Consider the following 23,022-nt stretch of genomic DNA (forward strand, 5'->3'; position numbering starts at 1 on the left):
ATACCTCTCTGTCTTGTCAATTACTTTTGGATCGATTAGTATATAAGTACAAGATATAAGGAGGCGACTCCATGGTTAGAACCGGAAGACCACGTAAATTCTGTCGCGACGAAGCGATCTCCCAAGCTATGATGTTGTTTTGGGAGCATGGATTTGAATCAACCTCTTTGGCTCAACTCAAAAAGGCGATGGGCGGCATCTCCTCAGCCAGCTTTTATGCAGCTTTTGAATCAAAAGACGCATTATTCAAAGAAGCGCTGGACCGGTATTTGGCTACATACGGACAAGTATCGACAAGCCTTACAAACTATTCACTTTCATCGCGCACAGCTATTGAATTAGCCTTAAGAAGTTCAGCAATCATGCAGACTGAGCAGACCCATCCCTTGGGTTGTTTAGTCATATTCTCTGCAAATACATGTTCCCCAGAAAACACTCATATTCGAGAACTATTGATCAGGCAAAGAGCAGTGACTAGGAACAAGTTCTATGCTCGTATTGAGCGAGCTACCAAGAATGGAGAACTTCAAGAATCCACAAATGTTAGCATCTTAACCACACTATTCGTTACCTTTCTGGAAGGTATATCTACGGAAGCCAGAGATGGTGTGTCCCTAGACAACATTGATGCAGCCATTACTAAATTGATGGAGCTTTGGGATACTTGTGCCTGAGACTTGAGACTTGAGACTTGAGACTTGAGACTTGAGACTTGCCCAGTCTTCATGAAAATAAGGGCATACAAATAGCAAAAGGCAATCCCCTTAAAAAAGGAGATTGCCTTTTTATTCAGGAAGATTGCTTCTCTCGTAAACGGCTTTATTCAGCTATCCTACACATCAGCTGACCTAATTGAGTATCGAAGTGTGTTTTGAGATAGAATCGATTATTAAATCCCAGTCGTCATAGTGAAGCTCATGCCCGGCACCTTCCAATGTCAGTAAAACCGCACGCGGAATTGCGTTAGCAAGATTTATTCCGTGTTCATAAGGGATAATCGAATCTTCAGTACCGTGTATAACCAGTGTAGGAACGTTTATTTCCCCTGTTCTAGCCAAATAGGATTCTCCGCCTGACAGCATAGCGTGATTATTCATACTGGCCATATTGTTGCTTCTTTTCCATTCTTCTTTTGCTAATTGATAAACCTTTTTCTCATTGAAAGGATGCTTTGAACCGACTAAAATTCTTGATCTACCCACCACAAAATCGACCACCGATTGTTCGTTCGACCAATCTATTGCTCCCATATTCGAGAAATAGTCCATAACCTTTTTCTCCATCGGTGGAAGATCGGAAGCAAAATTTGACGTTGCTAAAAGAGTCACGGTTAATACTCTGTCTGGATGTCGTAGAGCTATCAACTGAGTCAGCATACCGCCCATAGACATCCCTACGATATGCGCTTGCTCAATCTTATAAGCATCTAATACTCGAATCGCATCATCTGCCATGTCTTCGAAGGTATAGTCCGGTTGACCAGGTTCATAGGTTGTAGAACGTCCAACATCTCGGTTATCATAGCGAATGACAAAGCGACCTGTCTCAGCTAAACGCTGACAAAATTCTTGCTCCCACCAGACCAATGAGGATTGAGCCCCCATAATCAGTAATATTGCCGGGTTAACTTGCTCGCCGAAACTCTCACTACAGATTTCTATTCCATCGCTTTTTATGAGTTGTTCGTTCATGTAGAATTCCTCCCCTCAATGATATATAACAAAAAAACACCGAATATTACCTTCATCACTTATCCCCATAAAGTACTTACGGTGCCCCGCCTTAGGCAGACAGAAATTACCGATCTACTCGGTCGCTAGTTTAAATTATTTTGTTGCAAGAAATTCAGAAAATCTCTTTGCATAGAGCCAAGAGTAAGAATTTTTTTGATTATCCTAAACCTACAATGCTGGCCTTTGATTTTAAATGACCATATTGCAGAAGACAGGTGTCCAGAATGATATTTTTGTTCTTGTAAATCAGCAACTTCATATTCAACTTTTTGTACTACTTTTGTGGAAAATAGATTGAGGAAAAGGATAATAATCCTATCATTATTTAAGAGTAATATGGCTCGACTTGTATATGCCGAAAAGCTTTGTGGAGTTGAATAGCAGATAAGCATGTCAGATTCTCTATAAGGTTCTGCTAGCTTATTGATCGTTTTTTTTGTAATGAATAGCATGATCAACTACCTCTCTATTTGGATGTTTAAATGAATTGATAGAATATCCTTCAAAAATATTATACTACACAAGTAAACTATTCCAAAAAAGGATAGTCATCTGTAGCCTATTTAAACATACTCCCTCCTCCTCACTTTAGATGTGACATATACTCAAATGCTCCAAACGTATATTTCATTGCCTTTTTTGCTCCAAAATGATGCACTGTGGATAATATGACGATATTGGTAGGGCCTGGTGTGAAGGTAGCAATAAAACAATAAATTAAAACTGATGTAATATTCATAAGGAAAACTCCTTTTAGCGTATTCTCATGAAATATTACATCTTAAGATAAATAGCATATAGTATGTTATTGCAGATATTGTATCCTTCGTAGTCACGTTATCCCATCATTTTTGCTTTTCCTCATCATACCAAGCCTTCAAAGAAAGAGAATAGCCTTTATCCTCCACCGTTGAAGATGTCATTGACCTTACCGACAACAACGCAATTATGGATTATTGTGGTATTATTTTGGATTATTGTTAATACTACGTATCTGAGGAGGGTGAAAATGAAGTTACATACCAAATTTTCAAGACAATTATGCCAGAATATTGATCTCATTTGTGACTTCATGGGAAACAGTTCGGATTTTGTTGTTCGTGAGATCACGACTGGCCATAAACACGCTGCTCTTTTTTATTTGGACGGCATGACTGACATGCAAAAGGTACAGGATAACGTGATCCGTCCGTTGCATGATCGTGTCTCCTCTGACGAGATCACTTTACCGTTATTGAAAAACGCAATTTTGGACATTGGTGAAGCAAACTTTACTCAAAACTTTGAAGATGCCTTGGAACAGATCCTCTCCGGTGGTCTTCTCCTACTCCTGAACGATATGGATGAAGGATTGATCATTTCTTTGCCTGGATGGGAAGAACGCAGCATTTCGGACTCGAAGACACAGCCAGTGGTCAGAGGTCCGCAAGAAGCGTTTACAGAAACTTTACGTACGAATACGACTATGGTTCGTCGAAGGGTGAAGGATACAAGAGTACGTCTAACTACCCTAAAAGTTGGCAAAAAAACTAAGACCGATATATCGGTCATGTATTTACATGGGATCGCTGACCCAAAAAAGGTGCAGGACATGATATCCAAGTTAAAGAACATGCATGTGGAAGGCGTGCTTGAAAGCGAATATTTGGAAGAATGTCTCCATGAAGATAAACAATTCACGATATTTCCGCTCTTTTATAATTCTGATCGCCCAGACTCTATTGCAGCAGGAATTATGGAGGGGAAAATAGCGATATTTGTGGATGGATCTCCCTTCGCCATCCTTGCACCTGCGGTGTTTGCAGATTTCCTTCAATCCGCAGAAGACTATTATCAATCCTTTGTTTACAGTAGTATCATTCGAATATTAAGGTACATTTGCCTGGCAATCTGTATGTTGGCTCCGGCCATTTATGTCGCATTAACGACATTCCATCAGGATATGATTCCAACCGTTTTGTTATTAAGCTTATCCGCGCAACGTGAAGGAGTACCGTTTCCAGCATTTATTGAGGCGATGATCATGGAAGTGGTTTTTGAAATTCTGAGGGAGGCAGGTCTTCGTATGCCACGGACGGTCGGTCAAGCCGTTTCTATTGTCGGGTCAATAGTGATCGGCCAAGCAGCTGTAGAAGCAAACATCGTTTCGGCTGTTATGGTCATTGTTGTTGCAATAACTGCCATTTCGAGCTTTGTCATTCCCTCGTACACTTTTGCTATTCCAATCCGGATATTACGTTTCGCTTTCATAGGCATAGCCGCTATGTTTGGTGTGTACGGATTGACTGTTGGTATTCTCATGCTCTTTGTACATCTGAATGGGCTTCATTCATTCGGTGTACCGTATTTGAGCCCCTTTGCCAATTACAAATCGTCGGAGCAGAGGGACGCCATATTGCGTTTTCCATATAGAACTAAAAAACATCGTAAAAACTAAAGGAGTAAACCATCATGAACTCGTATCGATCCACCATTTTATTACTGTTTATGTGCATCTGGCTAATGGTGTTTCTTACGGGTTGCTGGAACAGTAAGGAATTGAGTGCAATTTCCGTCGTGATGGCTCTGGGCATTGATGCCGTTGATGACCAATATGAAGTCAGTTTACAAGTGGTTGACCCATCGAAAATGTCGCAGAATTCCCCCATGGAACGGACGCCAACGATCGTTTTTTCCAAGCGCGCCGATACCATATTTGAAGCTATTCGAAAATTAACAACGGAATCGTCCCGAAAAATGTATATGTCTCACTTAAAGTTTGTCATTTTTGATGAGAAAACGGCAAAAAAAGGAATCAAGGAGCCGCTGGACTTTCTGTTCCGTGATCATGAAGTTCGACCTGATTTCTATTTGGCCGTTGTCAGAGGAAACTCGGCAAAGGAGGCCGTTACTTTTGTAGCTCCAACCGAGATCTTGCCTGCAATGGATATGTATAAGGCATTAAGGCTTTCTGAAAAAGCATGGGCTCCAACTTCCGCGGTCAATGTGAAAGATATTTTAGAGAAATTTACAGAGGATGGCATTGAACCGGTTCTCACCGGTATTCGACTGACAAACGTAGAAAAAGGTCTAACTATTGATAATGTGACAAAGTCGCCCCAACATGTTAAATATTTTTTTACTGGAGTTGGTGTTTTCAAGGGCGACCGACTTATCAATTGGATGGATGATTCACAAAGTAAAGCCTTTACATATATATCCAACCGTGTTTCCAGCACCGTAGCTTCCATCGATTGTCCGAATTCCAAAGGGAAATTTGTTGTTGAAGTAATCCGTTCCAAAGTAAAGATGCGTCCAGAAATAATAGACCATGAGCCGCACATTTCTCTTATTGTGGATACAGAATCCAATATCGGAACGATCTCGTGCAATGCCAACCCTAAGAATGAAGAGACATTTAGAGATCTTCAAGAATCAGCTAAAGAGCATCTGCAACAGTCTTTGAAGAAAGGCATTTCGCACGCACAACAAATCGGTTCCGATATATTCGGGTTTGGAGAAGCTTTTCACCGCAAGTTCCCACGTGAATGGCATAGATGGAAAGAGGATTGGCCACAAAAATTTCAAACGCTTAAAGTGGATATTCAGCTCAACTATCGTTTAGTCCGGTTCGGAGACATTACCAGTCCAATTGATATGGGAATACACAATCAGGAGTGAATGCATATGCTTTATGTGATTCTCGTAACTTCCATTTTAACATCGTTGTATGAGTTTAAAAAATTTAAGGCGAAACAATATGTGCGTGAAATTGTATTCAGCTCGATATTGTTGATTATAGGCGTTATATTGATTATCCTACGGATCGCCAATATTAAACTGCCGACTCCACTGACGGGCATCCAAATCCTATTTCAACCGATAAGCCGGTTACTTACTGAAATATTATCTTAAGGAGGCATTGGGATGAATTCCAACCTGACCGTTCGACAAGCTATTATGTGGTTTGCATTATATCAAATAGGAAGCGCATATCTGGTACTCCCAGCGGCAATTACCGCTGTCGCTAAACAAGATGCCTGGCTCTCCATTCCAGTCTCCTTAGGTTTCCATCTGTTATTGATACCTTTATATGCCTCCATCGCTAGGCAAATACAGGGGAAATCTTTTGTAGAGCATCTCCGTTGCCTCTTCGGTCCCTTGGGCGGGACGATCAGCATCGTTTTCATTTTTTTGTTTCCCTTTCTTGTGTTCATTATGACACTTCGAAATCTGGGCGACTTTATCACGATAGCTATTATGCCGGAAACTCCCTCCGAAGCGATATATTTCATCATGCTAATAGTCATTTATTTCGCCGTTCGATCAGGCCCTGCTGTAATTGGCCGTTGCGCGGAAATCCTGTTTTTCTTCCTTCTTGCTCTGTATCTTTTGGTCAGGATTACCCTCCTTCCTGATACCAACATAGATAATGTGCTCCCTATTTTCGAGTATGGTTTGAACCCTATCGTTCTCGCTTCGTTCAATTTGTTTGCCTTTCCCTACCTTGAAGCAATTCTGTATCTTTTTTTTGCACAGTACATCCCCGATCCAAAAAAGTGGAGAAAGACAGTGATTACCTCTGCATTGATTAGCGGCGGCATGTATTTTTTCATGGTTCTACAAATAATCGCCGTGATGAGTGAAGGTGTTGTATCTAATTTGACATTTCCCACTTATTTTATTAGCCGAACAATCAGTAACGGGGAGTTTCTTCAACGGTTTGAAATTGTTGTTGCAGTGTTCTGGTTTGTCACCATATTTTTTCGACTCGCACTACTTTTATATGTTTCAGCGCAAGGGCTTGCAGATGCTTTTCGTCTTCGAAGCGCTAACTCTCTCTTAGTTCCTCTGATCCTAATCGCATTGGCAATGGTTCACTCTATTTGGCCAAATATGCAATTTTTAACCAAGTTTTTTTCAGTATGGCCTTTTTACGCCATGATTTTCGGTATCGTGTTTCCTATTGTGCTATGGCTGGTGGGTAAGGTAGGCGGCTCGCTAAAATTTCGTAAAAAGTATCACTAAAGTTGCGTTGGCCGTATGAACATACTGTCCTTCAAATAAACTTTTGTTGTACTCATTATTGCAATTTAGCAAGAAGCAACTCCAGTTCCTCCCTCTCAAGATGTCTCCATTGCCCACGTTCCAGATGATCCAAGGTAATATTCATAATTCGAACACGTTCCAACTTGAGCACCCTGTACCCCAAGGCCTTACACATTCTGCGAATTTGCAAGTTCAGACCCTGCGTCAAAATAATGCGGAACTCGTATTCGCTTGTACGATCAACCTTGCACGGTTTGGTAATAACGTTCAATATTTCAACGCCACAAGACATAGCCTGCGTAAACTCGTTTGTAACAGGTTTGTCTACAGTTACTACATATTCCTTCTCATGACCATGCTCGGAACGCATCATTTGATTGACAATGCTTCCATCGTTGGTTAATAGAATGAGTCCCTCTGACGCTTTGTCCAGCCTGCCAATGGCAAAAATCCGCGAAGGGTAGTTAACATAACTAATAATATTACCAGCAACCTGTTCTGCTGCGGTACAAACAATGCCTATAGGCTTATTCAGAGCCAAATATACAGGTTCACTGGAATTATACGGAATAACTTCCCCATCAATCAGCACGATATCCTGTGGCTCTACTTCCGCGCCCGCTTCACAGACAATGCCATTAATCGTAATTCGTCCTGCTGCAATCAGTCTGTTGGTTTCCCGACGTGAGCAGAATCCTGTCTCACTGATGTACTTGTTAATTCTCACGATTCACCTGCTTCTGATTATAATATGTGAGTTTAAATAAAATAATTAAAAAAACACCTGATTGTTCTTGCTTAATCAGATGTTCGCCGTTTACGACAACTTATACTTTCCCGGCTTATTTGCTACTGTTGCCGCCGTTTTTATTCCTTGTTGGTTTGGCAGTGCCGCCTTTTGTGCCACCTGCCGCTTTGCTTCCCGGTGCGCTTGTAGAAGCGCTTTTTGTCCTTACTGGCTTCGCAGTTTTGTTCCAGCGTGTCCATCCCTTACTACCTGTGCCTCTGCCGGTCCCGCCGCCCTTGCTTTTTCCACCCATATGATCACTCCATTACTAGTCGTTCAGATTTAACTAAGCTATCATACCATTACTTTGAATATAATGCCCATTTGTTTTAAAAATTGAACATGTTAAGCCGCAAATACTTTCGCAAAACGGATCTTACTGTATTTTTGTTAGTTTACAGGTTAATAATGAGATAAGGCCATATAGTATGGAAAAATAATGATTCTTAAAGGAGTGAAACACATGTCTGTTGATGTTTATCTTAACTTTAATGGAAACTGTCGTGAAGCAGCGGAGTTTTACGCAGAGGCATTTGGGACTGAGAAACCACAAATTATGACGTTCGGTGAAGCACCGCCCAATCCTGATTATCCTCTACAAGAAGAAGCCAAAAATCTGGTCATGCACACGCGGCTTCAAATTGATGGTAGTAATGTCATGTTTTCAGACGTTTTTCCTGGTATGCCATTCGTAGCCGGAAACAACATCAGCCTCGCCATCGTCAATAAGGACGAAGAGAAAATTCGATCGTACTTTCATAAATTAAAAGAAGGAGGAACCGTAAACATGGAACTTCAAGAAACATTCTGGAGCAAATGTTACGGTAGCCTTAAAGATAAGTTCGGAATTGAATGGCAATTAAGTTATGATAACGGAATGACCGACAGTTAGTCTGTTATATTACCCTGCGATAGTTAAGCCCTCGCAAGCTATTCTAATTGAATACTTTGTGAGGGCTTAATATCAGCTTAAAGTTACTCTATACAGCAGCCTTAGAATTCTTCCAAAACCTTGAATTTGTCTCCATGAATCTTATCCAGGTGATCCTCTCCCCAGTAGCATAAATGGTCTAGCGCGGGTTTTAATCCCCAGCCGTAGTCCGTTAACTCATACTCTACTTTAGGAGGGATTTCATTATAAACCTTTCGTGTAACGATCTCATCCTTTTCTAGGCCTCTGAGCTGAGTGGTCAGCATTTTTTGTGTAATGCCGGGTATTAACCGACGAAACTCAGACGTTCGTTTCCGTCCTGTCATCAGATGGTAGATAATTAAAGGCTTCCATTTCCCTCCCATCACCTCTAAAGCCGCTTCCACTCCAACTTGATACTTCTTTTGAACCCTATTTTTTGTCTGTTCAGTCATTTCTTAATCCTCCTTTAGAAGGCTTCGTTTGCTCAGAACAACCCATCACTTCAATTCATTACTCAGATCAGTTTCTAGGGAATCTACCTAGGGCACTTCCATGTTCCTATGGCACCTGTATCATCCTATAGAACTTAGAAGTGCGTACTTCCAGATTATTTTCCTACTGTATATAATAGCATCAAGCATTGAGCATTCCTAGAAGTAAGCTATTGAGAAAGGTAGTGAAGAAGCATGAAAGTATTAACCGTTGTTTCACACCCGAGAAAAGATTCCTTGACCTTTAAGGTTGCTGATCGTTTCGTACAGGGTCTTGCCGATGCAGGCCACGATTATGAGATATTAGATTTGCATGGGATTGGTTTTGATCCTATTTTAAAAGGAGTAGATGAACCGGATTTGACAGTTGCGGAACAGTCCTTTTCCCCTGAAGTAGAAATGGAAATAAGGCGGATGAAGGAGCATGATGCATTGGCATTTATTTTTCCACTTTGGTGGTGGAATTTGCCAGCTATGCTGAAGGGTTATATTGACCGTGTATGGAACAACGGGTTTGCGTACGGTTCGAATCACCTGCATCATCAGCATATCTTGTGGCTTGGCTTGGCCGGCGTTTCGAAAGAACAGTTGAAAAAGCGTAACTATGATGAAATGATTACTCATTTGCTGAATGTGGGAATTGCAGATTATTGCGGAGTTTCCAATTCCAAGGTTGAATTCTTAGATGAGACCCTGAGTTCAAATTCCGGTCATTTTGTAATGCTGCTGGATCAAGCTTATCACTTTGGTTTGAATTATGGCAAGGATTAGGCTTTATTTACAATCCCCTCCGACACGAAGGCCGGAAATCCTAACAGAATGCGAGAAAGAATTATCTTTCCGCAAGGAGACCTAAGTAGTAACGCGAAAAAAGACGTTAACCCAGCCATATTTTGCATGGACAGGGGTTAGCGTCTTTTCATTATTCTGCATTTAACTAGCTTTCGACAGCAAGTAAAGGAAATAAGGGGTAACCAGTATGGTGATAATAATTCCGGTTGGAATATCTGCACCAAAGCTTATCGTCCGAGTAAGTGTGTCAGCAATCAAAATGACGAGTGCACCAACTAATGCTGTCGTAGGTAGCAATAGCTTATGATTGGGCCCTACTAGCTTGCGCGCTAGATGGGGACTGACCATGCCTACAAAAAAGAAATTCCCTCCAAGTGCCACGCTACCAGAAGCGAGCGCAACGGCAGCAATCGTCAAGCCGATAAACTCCCTTTTAATTGCTACACCGAGGCCCGATGCTGTCTGATTCCCCAAATTCAACGTATTGAGTGTGTTAGACCTGTAAAAAACGTAAAAACAGATGATAAACACCCACGGGAGCAGCACCATAATATAGCTCCAGTCGTCCCCCCACAGGTCTCCAGCCTGCCATCTCAGAGCAAAGTCATACTGTTGCTTGTCTAGCCGGAGTGTCAACATCAGAGATAATGCGCTGTAGCCACTCCCCATAGCGACACCGGTTAAAATTAGGCCTGTAGGCGAGATGTCTCTTCCCCGCCTGAAAGCAAACATAAAAATCAAGAAAGCTGCCGTGAGGCCGCCTGCAAAAGCTAACCCTGGAAGAAGAATCGGCGATAGCAATCCTTCACTAGCGAACAACGTAATATACATAAGTACAAATAGCCCCGAGCCTGAGCTGATGCCGAGTGTCCCGGGACTGGCCATGTCGTTTTTGAGCAAGCTTTGCATGATACAGCCTGATATCCCCATGCCAATACCTACCAATATAGAAAGCACAATACGTGGCAGTCGAAAGTCAAACACGATCAGGTTCTGTTTGCTCGTTCCTTCGCCCATGATGACCTTGAAAACTTCGAGTGGAGAAAGGTTCATTTTCCCAACATTCATACTGAGTATAGCCACTAACAGCGTCAGCACTACTAACAGTAAAATAATGCTAATACCCCTGCTATTGCGGGACAGCTTCAACTAAACTCCCTCCTTTGCTTGCGCACAAGGTAGAGAAAATAGGGTACGCCCACCAAGGCAAAAATAATGCCAAGGGGTGTTTCGTGAGGGCGATTGATCAGTCGTCCAAGTAAATCCGCTGCCAACAGAAAGACTGCTCCATACAAAGCTGAGGCCGGGATAATATACCGATAATCCGTTCCGACCAGATGGCGCATAATGTGTGGCACGATCAAACCCACGAAGCCAACAGGACCGACCACAATTACCGATAATCCTGTTAGAATTAATACAATTAGGGTTGAAAACAACTTAATCCTATTGGCACGAATACCCAAGCCTGATGCTACATCCTCCCCGAAGCTCAAAATCGTAATTGAGGGAGAAAGCGCGATGGCACAGACCAAACCCACTACAAACAGTGGAGCAATGAAAGCTAGTTCACCCCACTTGGCACTGGCTGTACCACCAGCAGACCAGTAATCAAGGGCTTGGCCAATCTCATACTTAATAGCGATAAACGTACTAAATGCACCAAAAAGCATGGAGATGGACATTCCTGCCAGTACCAGTCGCTGAGGCGTCATGCCTCGCTTGCCTATAGATGCGATGTAATACGTAATGCCCGTAGTGATTGCTGCACCTAGGCAAGAATACAGCATGGTTTCTCCGTAGGTGCGACCAGGCAAAAAGGCCATACATAACGCAATAGCAAATGTCGAGCCTGAGCTTATGCCAATGAGTCCCGAATCCGCTAGTGGATTACGAGTGGTTCCCTGCATAATCGCCCCACACACAGCCAAGCTACACCCTACCATGATATCTGCCACGGTGCGTGGAAACCGCAAGGTGTGAATAATCTGATGTTCCGTAATGTAGGGATCAAACTGAAATATAGCCCCCCACGCCAGCTTCAAGCTCATTTCAGCAGCACCAAAGGTAATGGATGCTGCGGTAACCACCAGAAGCAGGAACACGCCCACGATCATGCAGCCTATAAAATGAAATATTCCTTTTTTATTTGGTTCTTTGTGAGTAGACATCGATTACACCCTTAGTTGGTCAATTATGCATCATTACTTCGTCTGTTCCAGCAATTTGCTAATCATATAATCTAGCTGTCCCGTCATACTAGCAACGTCCGAATAATAGAACAGTCCTGCATATTTCGCTGGAATTTCGATGATATGTCCGTTTTTAACGGCTGGAATGCTGCTCCAGATTTTTGTCTTCGCATATTCGGATTCCTTGCCTTCCTGCTTAAACCAAAGGACATAATCTCCAAAGTATTCAGCAGCTACCTCGTAGGATAAAGAACCACGATTCTCTCCGGAGTTTTTAACCAATGTGTTGAGCTTTTCCGGTTTGTGAAGTCCAAGATAATTGTAAAGCAACGTTCCTCCGCGTGAGCCTGTTTCATAATAAATTCCGTAGGAGCCACTGCCCCAGTCCTCGAAAATGCTAAACGTTTTGTCCTTGAATATGTCGGAATTTAGTTTTTCTTTGGCCTGACTCAGCTTGCTTTCAAACAGTGAAATCACTTTGTCCGCTTCTGCTTCATGTCCTGTGGCCTGACCAAGAAATTTCAAACGTTCTAGGGAGGTCATTTTATCCTCAGGTATCACAAGAACAGGCGCAATTTTAGACAGCTTATCATAATCCTTTGTATCATATGTAATGATAAGATCAGGATCATACTTCATAATTTCCTCAGTTTCCCACTTTTCAATATTGGGGACGTCGTTAAACTTATCGTAAAAAGGCATCGTTTCTTGTTTCCACCCCATGACTGCGGCCGGCTTAATCCCTAGTGTAAATACATCACCAACATACCAGTTCACGACTACCCGTTGAGGATTAGCGGGCACCTTCACATCTCCTTTTACCGTAGAGACTGTACGTGTATCAGAATCACTGCTTACCTCTTCCTTCGTGGACGACGCGGATTTAGCAGATGAATCAGACGAGCTGCCAGCATTCCCACAACCTGAAATAACGAAAATCACTACGAATAGTGCACATAAAATCATGTGAAACTTCTTGTTCATCATACGATGCATGTTGCAAATCTCCTTTGAAATATAGTAAGTGCAAAGCATACTTAAAATTAATGATATTGATAATCATTATCACTAATATAAAATTGTAAATTTCACCTCACTGATTGTCAACTGTTTCTTGTTTTGTTTTACTTTAATGGGTTCTCCAGTGTTGCTCTTCTATTCGCTTCATGCCATTCCTGATAGATTCCTCCAATTTCATAAAATGCTTTGTTCATTGAAGTTGTCAGCTCCTTCATGATCTCCTTTGTATATTTTAAATGAGTATTTATGTTATCCACTTTATATTTGCGAAGCAGATTCAGATGGGCAATGATGTGAATTGTATCTTCGATGATCCAATAAATCACATCCTCTTCCTCTTTCGTAAGCTTGTTCAGCATCTGTATGCCTCTTTCATACATTTGGAGCGTATAACCCCGCTTGCTCACTTGCACATACGGACTCAGATCATCATAAAAATCCGTACAGAAAGGTCGTCTTACATATTGCTCATACTGCTCTTCATATATTGAAGTTTGTTCAAGCAGTTTAATCGTCATATCTATGAGTTCTTGTTCGCTATATATTTTTTTCATCAGATTTTCCCTTCCCTCTCTCTACTAAATAAATTCAAGTCATATGGACGAAAGCATCGGCTATTCTATGGGTAGTGGTATCCCTGATGTTCAATGGAACGTACGCGCTCGCAGCTTCAGCAACATCAACGTTTATCGTTACGTTTCAACAAGCAACCTTGGTATACAACGATCACGTAGGCACGATTAGGCCATTGCTGTCCAGGTGGCAGGTCAATCCATTAGTGAAGGTAACAGCGTAAAGGCCTCCTCCGTTTCTGCCAAAGGTTCTACCGTTAAGCTAAAAGTGACGATAATAGAATGCTAAAAATAGACCGTCACTCCCAGGAGCAGCGGTCTTCATATTTACAAGTCGCGGTAACTGGGCAGGTACCATTTCGGTATATAGGATTGAAAGTCATCATATGCCTCCAATACCTCTTCAGCTCGTTGCACCATATCGTCTACCTCTTCTTTGCCAAATGGAATGGCCCAGTGGATCGATGAAAGCTGATTGCTTGCAATATACAGAGCCATTAATCTAAAAAATAAATCAGGTACATTGTTATTAAAATAACCGTGGATTCGGCCCGAAGCGAATAAAGGACTTAATGCTGCACACCAGGTAATTCTATTGAATTCTTCCCAAGGATCACCATAGTCCATTCTATTAAAATCGATGATACCCAGTTCACCAGATGGGGTAACCACCATATTGCCCACATGATAATCCCCATGCTGAAATGTTTGAGGACGATTTTCTAATAGATGACGGTTTTGCTCAATAAAGCTTATGGCTTGATCTGCTCCCTTTAAGAAAATACCGCATGACTTATAGTTTGTAATATACCTGTTGATTTTGCCATTATAATGCTCAGCCCATGGGGCTCGATCTGGCTCTGCATGAATCTCATGCATTTTTTTCAATGCATCTCCCGCTTGAACTCCAAGTTGATACTGTTGTGCTGCAGCTAACGTGGGGATCATCTCTTCAGCATCTTTCCCTTCGATCCAGGTGAACAAGGAATATACAGATTGACCCTCATTACAAAACCCAAATTCAAGCGGCCGGGACATGAACAGATTCTCCACGTGATTCAGTTTTTTTACAGCTTCAAACTCGCGTTTCTTTTTATCATAATGAACCATATCCGCCATTCTTAGCAGCAAGTCTCTACCATCAGTGGTTCGAATATAATATTTTTTGTCACTGGACCAGCCTCTATGAATCTCTTCCACGTTGCTCCACTTGCTGGCACCCGGTATTTCACTAAAGAGTTGATTCACGCTCATCCCCCCACGTTAAAATAGCCTTACTTACTAACTTACTATATGCTTTCCATAGTTTACCTTTGAAATGACAGAGGAATCAATCTTCTTCCAGAAAAAACTCAAATAAAAAAGGCTGAAAAGACAAGCTGTCTCTTCAACCTCAATATTCACTGAGTTGCCATCGTGAACACCCATCACTTATATTATAAAATCAGTAAGAATACGAAAACTCATGTTTAAATTCGTCTACCCGTTGAATGGTTTTGAGAATATTGCGACCTTCACGTGTACCATCAATAATACGACGAGCTTGTTTACTATCCCCAATATTAATAACTTCTACTTGATGTTTTTTACCATATTCGAGCAAGCTGTCCATCAGCGGACTGTATGAACGCATACCCAAGCATACGAATCCAAGATCAAAAGGAATCTCAAACTCCTGTTCTCCATGCTTTACTTTGAAACGGTCGCTACACACTTCTGTCAAAGCTGTTTCCGTATGGACGTTCACTTCCCGCTCCTCTACCATTTTCATCATGGAGATTCGGGTAATCATATCCAGATCTTTACCGAGTAGCGGCATCATCTCAATAATGGAAACCTCTTGTGCTCCACGCTCTGCGTAATATTCGACGACATCCAGTCCCACAGCCCCGCCACCAACTACAGCAATGCGTTTACCTTCAAACTCCTGGAATTTCTCCATGTTGTGCAAAAGATCAAAGATGGAGAACACTTTTGTCCCCGGTTTGCCCAGTTGCTCATGCAAACCTGCAATAGGCGGAAGAAGTGGTATGGCCCCCGTCGCATTGACAATAATATCAGGATTCAGGGCACTAATCATCGCCAAATCGGCTCGGCTCCCTGTTACAATGTTCAGATTGGTTAACTGTTTGGTGCGTTGAATCAGATAATCAGGGAAATCATTGATGCGTGTTTTGTCTGGCAAGCGGGCAATATCACGGGCCAAACCGCCCAACTCTGGTTTCTCCTCAAAGAGGGTTACTTTGCAGCCTACTTCGGCTGCCGTACATGCTGCTTCCATCCCAGCGGTACCCCCACCGATCACAACAACCTGAACATTGTTTTTAACACGTTGTTTCCGGTATTCAGCTTCCTTGAACAGATCCGGATTTACCGTACAGCAAATCGGTTTACTTTTGGAGATACGATGATCGGCACAACCAATGTTGCAAGAGATACATTTTCTAAGCAAATGTTCGTAGCCGTTTTGCACTTTAAGCACCCAGTTCGGTTCTGCAATCAAGCCTCTACCCATTGCCAGAAGATCCGCGTCACCTCTCACCAAAATATCCTGCGCAGCCTGTGGGCTCCGAATATTACCTGAGGTCATCGTTACCTTCCCGAATTTTTCTTTTACCGCTTTGGCCATATATGAGCGCCAACCATCTGGCAGGTTCATCCCGTCAATCTGGAACTGGATGGAATCATTCAGAGCAGCAGAAACATTCAAAATATCTACCTCATCATTAAGATACTCCAATAACTCGAGTGTATCTTCCAGTGTGTTTCCACCTTCTGTGAACTCTTCCGCGCTAAAACGTAAGCAAATAGGGAAGAATGGGCCTACCACTGAACGAATTTCATCAATGACTAATCTGGCAAAACGGGTACGGTTTTCTGCACTGCCGCCAAATTCATCCGTGCGTTTATTATACATCGGCGAAAGAAACTGACTCAGCAAGTAGGAGTGTCCCGCATGAATTTCAACACAGTCAAATCCTGCTCGTTGCGCTCTTCCCGCTGCTTCTCCGTATTTGCGCACAATGGCGTAAATTTCTTCTTTTTGCAAAGGTCTTGGAATCGCTCCGCCCTTTTTAGAAGGAATATTGGAAGAAGATACAGGCTGAATTCCGTTCAGTCGTCCCGCATAAGCTGAAGCACCCGCATGGTTAATTTGTACAGAAACACAAGCTCCATAAGAGTGTAGGGCTTCTGTTAATCTAAACAGTCCGGGAATAAACTGATCGTTATCCATACGCAGCTGGGTTGTTCCGTTTGTACCCATTGGGAAATCCAGACAAACATTTTCTACTGTTATCAAGCCGGTACCACCTTTGGCCCGTTGCACGTAATAGTCAATATGATCCTGAACAAAGCTTCCGTCCATGGCAGCAAAGTTAGTTCCCATTGGGGGCATAACAATCCGATTTTTCAAGGTCATGCGTCGTATGGTTAGAGGTTCAAAGATAGCAGGATAGTGGTTCATTGTTCTTCCTCCTTGCGAGTGTACAAATTTCATGTTCAAGCTTCCATTAAAGCATTCTCATATGTGATTTATTTCACTTTTGGGAATATCGAGATGTTATTGAGTACGATCATTCCTTATGACTTGATTTTATATCATCTAATCCATAAATTCTAATGCTATTTTATGTACTAAATCATAGTTTCAATCTATAGATTAACTGGAGTTATAAATAAAATAAAAAAGGAACAATCCTGTGAGGAATGTCCCTTTGGTGTGGAAAAATCATGCTTATATTCTGGTATCCATCTACCGAGCTGTTCTTTTAAAACCGTTGGGTACACGTACCAAAATCCCTTCCCTAACGTATCTGTCCAGCAGTCCACACATTGTGGTATATCCATTTACTTCGAATAAAGGTGCGTAGGCTGAGGCTTTAGGAGAGGTATTCAGATATTTAAGGAAAAATCCTTCGTCGATGACCTGGGTATCGTAAATATAAGCCTCAATAGATGTATGCCGTTCTGGGTGATGCTCCCCAATATTCATAAACAGACAATGATCACCATGCAAATCAGCTGACCATATTCCATCAATAATCAAGTCTGTTTCTTTCTGTTCCAGCCATTCAAACTGAGTTGGGAACGGGTCGAACTCAGAAGGTCTGAATTGGTGGGTTTCGGTAGCCATTCGTTCACATAAACGCTGAGCAGATAGTGTGTATTCGTCCCACAAGCCCAGAATAGCCATATCTCTTTCATTCGAGTATTCCCACTCTTGATCCTCTTCTGTCGAAGTTGAGAACTGTGCGAGTGATTGGTCTATCCCCTTATGTCTCATTGCTGTTTTCTTTCCTCCTATCCATCACTAGAAGTGCTCCATTCAGAAACCAAAAATCCCCTGCCCGAAAAGCCGGGTGAGTCCAATGAAAGGAAACACCCCGGCTTGACGTCAAGGGAGACTTGTCTATCCGTATCAAGATTATACTTTTAAATCACCATCATAGGTGGCAATCATATTGTACAGTTCAGGACGACGGTCACGGAAAATGCCCCATTCAATCCGTCCTACTTCCAGCTCATCCAGGTCAAATTCAGCAGTAAGCACTTCTTCATCGGTACGACCCGCTTCTGCGATCTTGTTACCTTGATGTCCGGCAATAAAGGATGAACCGTAGAATGTAATACTAGAGTCTTCGTCCGTTTCAGTTCCGATCCGATTGGAAGCTATGACTGGAATCAGGTTGGAAGCCGCATGACCCAGCATGCAAGTCTGCCAGTGATCCTTGGAATCAATGGCAGAATCCTGCGGTTCCGAGCCAATAGCTGTCGGATAGAACAAAAGTTCTGCGCCCATGAGCGCCATACAGCGGGCCGCCTCAGGATACCATTGGTCCCAGCACACGCCTACCCCAATTTTGGCATAACGTGTATTCCATACTTTAAAACCGGTATCGCCCGGATTAAAATAAAATTTTTCCTCATACCCAGGACCGTCCGGGATGTGGCTTTTGCGGTATTTACCTAACACTTCACCGTCTGCGTCAATGACGGCAAGACTGTTGTAGCGCGCGTAGTTTTTCTTTTCATAGAAGCTGATTGGCAGCACAACCTGTAATTCTTTGGCGATTTTCCTAAAATGGTTAACCGCTTTGTTGTGCTCCAGCTCAGTGGCATATGAATAATAATCAGACTTTTCCTTCTGGCAGAAATATGGAGTCTCGAACAACTCCTGTAGCAAAATAATTTGTGCGCCCTGCGCAGCCGCTTCACGTACTAACTTCTCTGCTTTACTAATATTTTCTTCGATATTGGTAGAACAGCTCATTTGAGTTGCTGCAACTTTTACTTTTCTCACTTTAGTCCTCCTTTTAGATGTTGTATCGTTCAACGCTTTACAGCAGGCATCTGCTGGGTCGTACAGTGCACGTTACCGCCTTCACGGATGACCGCCATACCGTCTACAGTACGAATGGTGCGATCTGGAAATACATTTGCCAGCACTTGCTCAGCTGCAAGATCACTCTCAGCGGCAGTGCCGCCGAACACTGGCAAAATAATACCGCCATTCACAAAATAGAAGTTAATATAACTCAGTGTCAATCGGCTGTCTTCATAATCCACACGCGGCGGCTGACCGATTCGAATCACTTCCAGCTTACGGCCTTTGGCATCCGTTGCTTGCTCCAGAATGCGCAGGTTTTCCTGCGTGATTTCGTAATTTTCATCCTCAGGATCATCACACACTTGCATAATGACCTTGCCAGGAGCTGCAAAACAAGCAATATTGTCCACATGACCGTCTGTTTCGTCGCCACTAAGACCACGTTTTAGCCATATTATCTTCTCGGCACCTGTATACTCACATACATGCCGTTCAATTTCTTCTCTGCTTAATTCCGGATTTCGGTTGGAATTGAGCAAACACTCTTCGGTTGTAATCAGTGTGCCTTCGCCATCTACGTGCAGTGAGCCGCCTTCCATCACAACCGGTGCATCAAACCGTGGAACTCCAAGTTTGTCCAAAATTTGCGGTGCAACCTGGTCATCCAGGTCCCATGGGGCGTATTTGCCACCCCAGGCGTTAAACTTCCAGTTAACACCTGCCAACTGACCATGCTCGTCTGTGAGAAAAGTAGGGCCGTTATCACGCAGCCACGCATCGCTGTGCTCAATCGACAGCAGTTCTACCCGTTCCCCAAGTTCAAGCGCCTTAACGCTCTCCAAATCTTCCGGATTTACGACCACAGTAACTGGTTCAAATTCCGCCATGGCGCGTACAATTCCGGCATAGCCCTTGCATACATCAGCATGCATATCCGGGTAAACCATTGAAGATTTTACAGGCCAAGAAATATACGTGCGTTCATGTGGCGCCCATTCAGGCGGCATCTTATAATGTGAATCCTTAATTTGCATGTATTGAAGCTCTCTTTCTTTTTCATAATGTAGACTCCGCTCCTATCATACAATAATATGATCTTTGTCTCAATCGAAGCGGAAAACTTTCAATAATTTACATTCACATTGGAGTAAATTACTTTGAAAATGTGATTGCTTTCACTGTATTCCCATCAAAATCCTTCACAGTGAATTGTGCCCCCTCCAACACACCGTAAGAGGATGGATAGTTTTCTTTTGGCAGCGAGATCGAACCGGGGTTCAGTATAAAGATCCCATTTTCCACATCCGCTACCGGAATATGAGTATGTCCCTGGATAAACACATCTCCCGCTTCTAGTGGTGGTAAATTTCCGATACTAAAGCCATGTCCGTGCGTGACATAGATTCTCCGTCCTTCATGGTATAGCAAAGCATAATCACCCATCATAGGAAACTCCAGCAGCATCTGATCCACCTCTGCATCGCAATTTCCGCGCACAGAAACCGCAATATGGGACTTGTGCTTATTCAGCAGTGCGGCGACTTCTGCCGGATTATACCCTTCTGGTAACGGATTACGTGGTCCGTGGTACATATAATCTCCGAGCAGGACAAGACGATCGGCTTTCTCCTCCCTGAACTTTTCCAGTGCCAATTGCAACCAATGCAGTGAGCCGTGAATATCTGATATAAACATCAATTTCATAATTATTCTTTCCTTTCTGAATAGGCTGAAAATATTCCACTTAAGCACATTATTGCATTATTCCCTAAACAAATCTGTGCAAAAATGTTCTTTCGTTTGGTCATACTCTTTTTAAGACAATAAACTACAGCTCCGAGTGAGCTGTAGTTTATTGTTATTCCTTTTATATTTGTACTTATCATCTTCGGTGATTTTACGGGTGACCTTGCAAGGGTTTTCAACCGCAATCACACCAGAAGGCACATTACCACCGATCCATCCTCGCTTCGCTTATTTAGATACAGAAGTCAGATTTCTTTTAAAGCTTCATTGTAGGATTCCACATGCTCACTCTTCAGAACTGAAAAGCTACTCACATTGAAATTTCCACTAAATTACCTTCTGGATCTTTAATTACGCTTTCATAATAGCCGTCACCTGTCAATCTTGGCTGACCCACTACTTCATATCCTGCAAGCATGAGCTGCTCTGTCTTTTCATTCACCAGTGCTTTACTTCCAACGGAAAATGCCACATGAGCCCAGCCCGTAATATTGATCTGTGGAGAATGATCTACTCCCGTTTTGCGCATAACTTCTAACCTTGCTCCATCCTCAAAAGTGATAAAATAGGACTCAAACCCTTTTGTCGCATTATAATATTTATCATTAGATTTCCCATCAAAGTATTGCTCGTAAAAACTCTTCATCTTTTCTAAGTCTCTCACCCAGATCGCTACATGCTCAATCTTCATTATTTTCCTCCTTCTGTAGCCCTCATCATTAAAAATCATTAATTTATACTGGACTCTATTTTCTGTATAGTTATTATTATCGTTTTAATAAGTCTTAATATATATTAGTAATTAATTTTTGTCCAATTCTAACACCCCTAAAAAATTAGCAACCGCTTCGTAAAAGAAAAAAAGCGGTCGCTATCTATAAGCCTTCATTTATATATAATTAATCACTGGATTATTTATAAATTAACGTTTCAAGCTTTCACCATTCGTAGCAATAACTTCTTTATACCAATGGAACGATTTCTTCGGATATCTTTCAAGTGTACCGCTGCCATCATCGTGACGATCTACGTAAATGTAGCCATAACGTTTCTTAAGCTGAGCGGTCGATGCGCTGACAAGGTCAATACATCCCCAAGACGTATAGCCCAAAACCTCTACTCCGTCCTCAATAGCTTCTCCAACTTGAACCAAATGATCATTCAGGTAGTTGATCCGGTAGTCATCTTCAACCGTTTTTTCGCCTTTTTCATTTGTAATCAGTTCATCAACGGCGCCCAGACCATTTTCAACGATGAATAGTGGTTTTTGGAAGCGATCATAGAACGTGTTCAGGACATAACGTAAACCTTGCGGATCAATTTGCCAGCCCCACTCACTTGCCTCAAGATGCGGATTGATGACACCACCAAGGATATTACCTTCACCTTTGACTTTTTTAGCTTCGTCAGCTGTCTCACAAGTACTCATATAATAGCTGAACGAGATAAAATCAACGGTATGTTTCAAATCTTCGGCATCACTTGGTTCAAAGTGAATAGTAATTCCGTTTTCTTTAAAGAAACGTTTCATGTAACCTGGGTATTGACCTCTTGCGTGAATATCGGCAAATGCCATGTTTCTGTGATCAAATTCCATCGCAGCAATGACATCGTCTGGATTTGGTGTCAGCGGATAAGTAGGCATACTCAGCACCATACAGCCAATTTTGAAATCAGGGTTGATCTGATGACCGATTTTTACCGCTCTTGCACTCGCTACAAGCTCATGGTGAATAGCTTGATAAAGATCTTGCTCACTAAGTTGATCTTTTGGTGTGCTAATTCCTCCACTCATGAATGGTGCTTCAAGAATGGAGTTGATTTCATTGAAAGTCAACCAGTATTTAACTTTATCTTTGTAGCGATTAAATACAGTTGTAGCATAGCGCTCATAAAAATCAACAAGCTTACGGTTTACCCAACCATCGTATTCTCTGGACAAATGTAAAGGTGTTTCATAGTGAGATAGTGTAACGAGTGGCTCAATTCCATATTTGTGAAGTTCATCAAACAAATCATCATAAAATTGCAAGCCTTTTTCGTTAGGCTCCAGTTCGTCACCTTTAGGGAAAATACGTGACCATGCGATAGAAGTACGGAATACTTTGAAACCCATTTCCGCGAAGAGTTTGATATCTTCTTTATAATGATGATAAAAATCAATACCGATCAATTTCATGTTATCTTCTGTGGGTACATCCGTAACGGGCCCCCAACCACCACGAGGAGTTACATCCTGAATGGACCAGCCTTTTCCATCTTCTTGATAAGCGCCTTCGAGCTGATTAGCAGCAACTGCTCCGCCCCACAGGAAATCTTTTGGAAACTGTGTACTCATATTTTCTCCGCCTTTGCTGATGTTTTTATTAACTAGGATAGAAACACGTTACCTCTATGCTAATGTGTTATAAAGTACTTC

At 42.2% G+C, this 23,022-nt stretch carries 25 protein-coding genes and 1 pseudogene; 8 read left to right on the forward strand and 18 right to left on the reverse strand.

What is annotated here, in order from left to right; genetic code table 11:
- The first annotated feature begins 71 nt into the window (after positions 1-71).
- Entirely contained in the window at positions 72-674 is a 603-nt protein-coding gene (locus tag NSS94_RS25420; protein ID WP_341040466.1) for a TetR/AcrR family transcriptional regulator, read from the forward strand.
- A gap of 174 nt (positions 675-848) precedes the next feature.
- Here NSS94_RS25420 and NSS94_RS25425 read toward each other — a convergent pair whose 3' ends face one another.
- From NSS94_RS25425 to NSS94_RS25435, 3 genes and pseudogenes are all read right to left on the reverse strand, one after another.
- On the reverse strand, positions 849-1,691 hold the full coding sequence (locus NSS94_RS25425) for an alpha/beta fold hydrolase (protein WP_069011176.1): 843 nt from the start codon (positions 1,689-1,691) through the stop codon (positions 849-851).
- 125 nt (positions 1,692-1,816) lie between these two features.
- Entirely contained in the window at positions 1,817-2,185 is a 369-nt protein-coding gene (locus NSS94_RS25430) for a hypothetical protein (RefSeq protein ID WP_165150101.1), read from the reverse strand.
- Positions 2,186-2,343: 158 nt separating this feature from the next.
- Positions 2,344-2,472: pseudogene (locus NSS94_RS25435) on the reverse strand (LysE family translocator); the annotation flags it as partial.
- Between the two features lie 270 nt (positions 2,473-2,742).
- Here NSS94_RS25435 and NSS94_RS25440 point away from each other — a divergent pair.
- From NSS94_RS25440 to NSS94_RS25455, 4 genes are read left to right on the forward strand one after another with little or no spacing between them, the layout of a single operon-like run.
- Positions 2,743-4,170, forward strand: a complete 1,428-nt coding sequence (locus NSS94_RS25440) for a spore germination protein (RefSeq protein ID WP_340932127.1) — start codon at positions 2,743-2,745, stop codon at positions 4,168-4,170.
- A 14-nt stretch (positions 4,171-4,184) separates the two neighbouring features.
- On the forward strand, positions 4,185-5,393 hold the full coding sequence (locus tag NSS94_RS25445) for a Ger(x)C family spore germination protein (RefSeq protein WP_318628355.1): 1,209 nt from the start codon (positions 4,185-4,187) through the stop codon (positions 5,391-5,393).
- Between the two features lie 6 nt (positions 5,394-5,399).
- On the forward strand, positions 5,400-5,627 hold the full coding sequence (locus tag NSS94_RS25450; protein ID WP_029515077.1) for a hypothetical protein: 228 nt from the start codon (positions 5,400-5,402) through the stop codon (positions 5,625-5,627).
- Positions 5,628-5,639: 12 nt separating this feature from the next.
- A complete protein-coding gene (locus NSS94_RS25455; RefSeq protein ID WP_340957757.1) occupies positions 5,640-6,740 on the forward strand; it encodes a GerAB/ArcD/ProY family transporter in 1,101 nt (366 codons plus the stop codon).
- Between the two features lie 55 nt (positions 6,741-6,795).
- On the opposite strand, the gene NSS94_RS25460 is transcribed toward NSS94_RS25455, so the two are convergent.
- Positions 6,796-7,488 (reverse strand): pseudouridine synthase, encoded by a 693-nt coding sequence (locus NSS94_RS25460; protein ID WP_029515081.1) that lies wholly within the window; start codon positions 7,486-7,488, stop codon positions 6,796-6,798.
- Between the two features lie 115 nt (positions 7,489-7,603).
- Positions 7,604-7,801 (reverse strand): DUF3934 family protein, encoded by a 198-nt coding sequence (locus tag NSS94_RS25465; protein ID WP_029515083.1) that lies wholly within the window; start codon positions 7,799-7,801, stop codon positions 7,604-7,606.
- A gap of 210 nt (positions 7,802-8,011) precedes the next feature.
- Between NSS94_RS25465 and NSS94_RS25470 the strand changes: the two genes are divergently transcribed.
- Complete coding sequence (locus tag NSS94_RS25470) at positions 8,012-8,440, forward strand: VOC family protein (protein ID WP_029515084.1); 429 nt, start codon at positions 8,012-8,014, stop codon at positions 8,438-8,440.
- A gap of 101 nt (positions 8,441-8,541) precedes the next feature.
- Here NSS94_RS25470 and NSS94_RS25475 read toward each other — a convergent pair whose 3' ends face one another.
- Positions 8,542-8,913 carry a winged helix-turn-helix transcriptional regulator gene (locus tag NSS94_RS25475; protein ID WP_029515086.1) on the reverse strand — a complete coding sequence of 124 codons (372 nt, stop codon included), beginning with the start codon at positions 8,911-8,913 and terminating at the stop codon, positions 8,542-8,544.
- Positions 8,914-9,147: 234 nt separating this feature from the next.
- Here NSS94_RS25475 and NSS94_RS25480 point away from each other — a divergent pair, with 234 nt between their 5' ends.
- On the forward strand, positions 9,148-9,723 hold the full coding sequence (locus NSS94_RS25480; RefSeq protein ID WP_029515088.1) for an NAD(P)H oxidoreductase: 576 nt from the start codon (positions 9,148-9,150) through the stop codon (positions 9,721-9,723).
- Between the two features lie 162 nt (positions 9,724-9,885).
- Here the strand turns inward: NSS94_RS25480 and NSS94_RS25485 are convergent, their stop codons facing one another.
- The 4 genes from NSS94_RS25485 to NSS94_RS25500 form a co-directional block, all read right to left on the reverse strand.
- A complete protein-coding gene (locus NSS94_RS25485) occupies positions 9,886-10,893 on the reverse strand; it encodes a FecCD family ABC transporter permease (RefSeq protein WP_029515089.1) in 1,008 nt (335 codons plus the stop codon).
- On the reverse strand, positions 10,890-11,915 hold the full coding sequence (locus tag NSS94_RS25490; RefSeq protein ID WP_069011182.1) for a FecCD family ABC transporter permease: 1,026 nt from the start codon (positions 11,913-11,915) through the stop codon (positions 10,890-10,892). The genes NSS94_RS25485 and NSS94_RS25490 overlap by 4 nt, the downstream gene beginning before the upstream one ends.
- Positions 11,916-11,948: 33 nt before the next feature.
- On the reverse strand, positions 11,949-12,932 hold the full coding sequence (locus NSS94_RS25495; RefSeq protein ID WP_029515092.1) for an ABC transporter substrate-binding protein: 984 nt from the start codon (positions 12,930-12,932) through the stop codon (positions 11,949-11,951).
- A gap of 128 nt (positions 12,933-13,060) precedes the next feature.
- A complete protein-coding gene (locus tag NSS94_RS25500; RefSeq protein ID WP_029515094.1) occupies positions 13,061-13,510 on the reverse strand; it encodes an Imm63 family immunity protein in 450 nt (149 codons plus the stop codon).
- 86 nt (positions 13,511-13,596) lie between these two features.
- Here NSS94_RS25500 and NSS94_RS25505 point away from each other — a divergent pair, with 86 nt between their 5' ends.
- On the forward strand, positions 13,597-13,752 hold the full coding sequence (locus tag NSS94_RS25505) for a hypothetical protein (protein ID WP_245231687.1): 156 nt from the start codon (positions 13,597-13,599) through the stop codon (positions 13,750-13,752).
- Between the two features lie 103 nt (positions 13,753-13,855).
- Here the strand turns inward: NSS94_RS25505 and NSS94_RS25510 are convergent, their stop codons facing one another.
- The 8 genes from NSS94_RS25510 to NSS94_RS25545 all read right to left on the reverse strand — a co-directional run bounded on the left by NSS94_RS25510 (position 13,856) and on the right by NSS94_RS25545 (position 22,941).
- Entirely contained in the window at positions 13,856-14,776 is a 921-nt protein-coding gene (locus tag NSS94_RS25510; protein WP_029515095.1) for an aminoglycoside phosphotransferase family protein, read from the reverse strand.
- Between the two features lie 196 nt (positions 14,777-14,972).
- Positions 14,973-16,994: an NAD(P)/FAD-dependent oxidoreductase gene (locus NSS94_RS25515; protein ID WP_029515097.1), complete on the reverse strand. Its 2,022-nt coding sequence runs from the start codon at positions 16,992-16,994 to the stop codon at positions 14,973-14,975.
- Positions 16,995-17,282: 288 nt separating this feature from the next.
- Positions 17,283-17,813, reverse strand: coding sequence for a hypothetical protein (locus NSS94_RS25520; RefSeq protein WP_029515099.1), 531 nt, complete (start codon positions 17,811-17,813; stop codon positions 17,283-17,285).
- A 141-nt stretch (positions 17,814-17,954) separates the two neighbouring features.
- Complete coding sequence (aguB, locus tag NSS94_RS25525; protein WP_029515101.1) at positions 17,955-18,830, reverse strand: N-carbamoylputrescine amidase; 876 nt, start codon at positions 18,828-18,830, stop codon at positions 17,955-17,957.
- A gap of 29 nt (positions 18,831-18,859) precedes the next feature.
- Entirely contained in the window at positions 18,860-19,891 is a 1,032-nt protein-coding gene (locus NSS94_RS25530; RefSeq protein WP_069011185.1) for an agmatine deiminase family protein, read from the reverse strand.
- A gap of 118 nt (positions 19,892-20,009) precedes the next feature.
- A complete protein-coding gene (yfcE, locus tag NSS94_RS25535) occupies positions 20,010-20,561 on the reverse strand; it encodes a phosphodiesterase (protein WP_029515104.1) in 552 nt (183 codons plus the stop codon).
- Between the two features lie 352 nt (positions 20,562-20,913).
- Positions 20,914-21,294 (reverse strand): VOC family protein, encoded by a 381-nt coding sequence (locus NSS94_RS25540; protein WP_069011186.1) that lies wholly within the window; start codon positions 21,292-21,294, stop codon positions 20,914-20,916.
- A gap of 231 nt (positions 21,295-21,525) precedes the next feature.
- On the reverse strand, positions 21,526-22,941 hold the full coding sequence (locus tag NSS94_RS25545) for a glycoside hydrolase family 1 protein (protein ID WP_029515108.1): 1,416 nt from the start codon (positions 22,939-22,941) through the stop codon (positions 21,526-21,528).
- Between the last annotated feature and the right edge of the window lie 81 nt (positions 22,942-23,022).

Origin of the sequence: Paenibacillus sp. FSL L8-0644, from assembly GCF_038008165.1 — a bacterium.
GTDB lineage: Bacteria > Bacillota > Bacilli > Paenibacillales > Paenibacillaceae > Paenibacillus > Paenibacillus polymyxa_D.